Source organism: Methylibium sp. T29 (assembly GCF_000576205.1).
In the GTDB taxonomy this organism is placed as follows: Bacteria; Pseudomonadota; Gammaproteobacteria; order Burkholderiales; family Burkholderiaceae_C; genus Methylibium; species Methylibium petroleiphilum.
Genome location: NZ_AZND01000331.1, coordinates 1 through 3,103, shown reverse-complemented (window position 1 = coordinate 3,103; position 3,103 = coordinate 1). Strand labels below are relative to the sequence as shown.

Genomic DNA, 3,103 nt, shown 5'->3' with positions numbered 1-3,103 from the left:
AACGTCCATCTTCTCGTTGACGCGGTAGTTGGCGCGCAGGCCGAGCGCGGAGCGGCGGGTGTCGGAGTACTCTTCGGCGGCGACGCCGAACAGGTGGCCGCGCAGGTCCAGGCCGTTGGGCTGGTCGGCCACGCGGAAGAACAGCGCCTCGCCCCAGGCGATCTGCTGGTTGCCGGCACGGATCCACAGCGGGCCGTTGTTGTAGTCGAGGTAGAAGGCGGGCAGGTCGATCAGCGCGCGGTCGGTGGCGTAGGCCAGCGGGCCGCCGGCGGTGCCGCCGAAGGCCTGGCGGAAGCTGCTGCCGGAGTTGATGTCGCCCACGCCGGTGCTGGCGCCGCCGACGGTGCGCGTGCCGTAGGCGCTCTCGACGACGCGGGTCTCGTCGAGGATGCCGCGCAGCTTGATGGTGGCCTTGAGCGACTCGGTGAGCTTGCCGTCGAAGTTGAGGTCGACTCGCGTGGCGAACCAGTTGATGTCGGCGTCCTTCTTGTACTCCGCCGGGCGGGTCAGGGTGGGCGAGAGCCCCGCGGCCACACCGTTGTTGGTGTAGCTCACGCCGTTGGTGGAGTTGCCGCCCTGGTTGGTGAGGTTCTGGTCGTCGGTGGTCTTGACCGCCAACTCCTGTCGGATGAAGCCCGACACGGCCCATTCGGCCGCCTGGGCCGACCCACACAGCGCGACCAACGCAGCTGCTGCGATGGCGTGCCGCTGAGAGATTTCTGTACGAATCTTCTTCACGCTGTTGTCTCCTCGTTGTAGGTCAAAGATCGAGTTCCAGGATCGTTCCACCGGCTCCCACCGCCACCAGGCGCCGCTTGCCGCCGGTGCCTTCGCTCGCAGCGAGCGCCTGGTACCAGGCGTTGCGCACGAGCTTGGAGTTCAGCGGGCTCCAGGTGGCCCCGCCGTCGCGGCTGAGGACCACGGCGTTGATGCCGCTGGCGAGCACTTCGCCCTGGGCGGTCGCGTGCACGCCGGTCAGGATGGCGCCGGTGCCGGTCTTGTGCGAGGTCCAGGTGGCGCCGCCGTCGGCGCTGCTGAGCAGCGCGCCGCTCTGGCCGCTGGCGTACATCTTCTTGCCGCCTTCGACGACGGACAGGCCGAACAGGGAGCGTTCTCCCTTGTGCAGGGCTTTCCACTGCTGGCCGTCGCTGCTGCGCAGGACGAGTTCGAATTCGCCCACGGCGGTGACGCTGCCGTCCTCGGCGACGTGGATGTCGTAGAGGTGGGGTTCGGCGCCGTCGTCGGTGATGGTGCTCCAGTCGACGGTCTGCACGGCCCAGGACTGGCCCCAGTCGGTGGACTTGAGGATGGTGCCGAAGGCGCCCACGGCGTAGGCGAGGCCTTGGCGGGTGACGTCGACGGCGAGCAGGCGCGACTTGGTCATGGAGGGCGCAGCCTTCCAGGTCTTGCAGTCGGCTGCCGCATACACCAGGCCGGTCTGGCCGACGGCGATGCATTTGCCTTCGCGCATCGCCACGGCCATCAGCGCCAGGTGCTTCATCGGGAAGGCCTGGACCTGCCATGTCGCCCCGCCGTCGGCCGTGGCCAGCACGTTGCCGAACGCCCCCACCGCGATGCCCTTCTCCCCTTCGAACACCACGTCGTACAAGGCATCGTGCGCCGTGCCGTGGCGCAGAAGCTTGGCGCCGGATGACGGCGGTGCCGCCATCGACACCGCAGCCCCCGACAGCAGCACCGCCATCGCCGCGAACCGCGCGAACAGCCCGGCGCGAGCGGCGGGCCGCGCGTGTTGCCGACCTTCGGACATGCTCAGGTCCCCAGACGTTGCAGCGCCTGCTCGGTCAGGTACTTGTCGAAGGTGCCCTCGACGTTGTAGCCCTGCGAAACGCCTCCGGCGATGCTCTTGGTCTGCAGGAAGCGCGTCATGCGGCCGTCCTGGATGTTGTGGCAGGTCACCGCGGTCCACGACCACGCGGTGTGGCTGCCGTCCATCAGCTTCTTGTCGCCCTTCTCGTACAGGCTGAACTGCGGCTCGAAGGACTTGAAGAGATCGCCGCGGCGGTCGTAGGTCACGTAGGCCACGAACATCATGTTCCGCGTGTCGACCCACACCCGCTTCTTGCTGACCGGCGCGCGCGGGTAGCCCACGGGTTCGGCCTCGAACACCACCACGTCGGGGCACAGCTCCATGTTGGTGTCGAAGAAGGTGATGCCCTTCGGGCCACCATGCACCGGGCGTTCCCAGTTCGGGTGGTCGCCGTACCAGGTCTGCGACTGCGCACCGAGCATCGGGCCGCGACCGACGATCTTGTAGTTGCCCCAGGTCAGCATGGGATCGCCGGACGCCCAGGCGTCGGACAGATAGAAGTTCACGCCGGCCACCAGCGGCTCGAAGCGCTGGTTGGTCGGGAACTTGCGCACGCGCTTGAAGGCCGGCAGGTAACCGGAGAGATCGGGGAACTTGCGCTGGTCGTAGTACCAGGTGCTCAGGTAGCTGGTGCCCTTCACATCGACCGGCGAGGTGAAGAACACGGCCTGGTAGCGCAGCTTGTCCTCGCCCCCGGGAAAGCTCTTGGCCTGAGCACGTGCGACCGAGTTCTCTTCCACCCAGGCGAAGTCGTACTGGTAGCTCTGCGAACCGTCGGGCGCGATCTCCCAGTCGCGGATGGCGTAGATGGAGTTGTCGTGGCGACCCCAGCACAGCGTAAGGTTGGCCGCCACCTCCACACCGGTCTTCGCGTCGGGGAAGGGATTGCCGCCGATCCAGGGCTTGCCATCGGGCGACACGATGTTGCCGCCGGCATCGAACTTCGCCTTGCCCTGGTTGCGCAAGGTCGCCTCCAGATATTCGTGCGGGAACATCCGGGTCACATCCTTGGTGGTGGGCACGATGCGGATGCGCCGCCCCATGGTCTTGACTTCCTGGTACGCCACCGGGTCGAGCAGATCCTTGACGATGTCGACGTTCTCGGCGGTGATGAAGTCACCGGTCTTGATCTTGCCCTTGGACCAGGCGTCGATCGACATCAGCTCGTCCGGGTAGGCCTTGGTGATGTCCGCGGAGTTCGCGATCATCGGCCACAGCGGACCCAGCACCCCCGCCGTCGCAATGCCCTTGGCGGTCTGCTCCATGAAGAAGCGT

Annotated in this window: 3 protein-coding genes; all 3 read right to left on the bottom strand. The window is 67.0% G+C overall.

What is annotated here, in order from left to right; translation table 11 throughout:
• On the bottom strand, positions 1 to 738 hold a 738-nt coding region (locus tag x551_RS20370; protein ID WP_343252164.1), incomplete at its 3' end, for a DUF1302 family protein.
• Between the two features lie 22 nt (positions 739 to 760).
• Positions 761 to 1,768: a photosystem II stability/assembly factor-like protein gene (locus tag x551_RS20365; protein WP_051495955.1), complete on the bottom strand. Its 1,008-nt coding sequence runs from the start codon at positions 1,766 to 1,768 to the stop codon at positions 761 to 763.
• 2 nt (positions 1,769 to 1,770) lie between these two features.
• Positions 1,771 to 3,103 (bottom strand): DUF1329 domain-containing protein (locus x551_RS20360; RefSeq protein WP_036236225.1); only part of this gene is annotated, 1,333 nt, incomplete at its 5' end.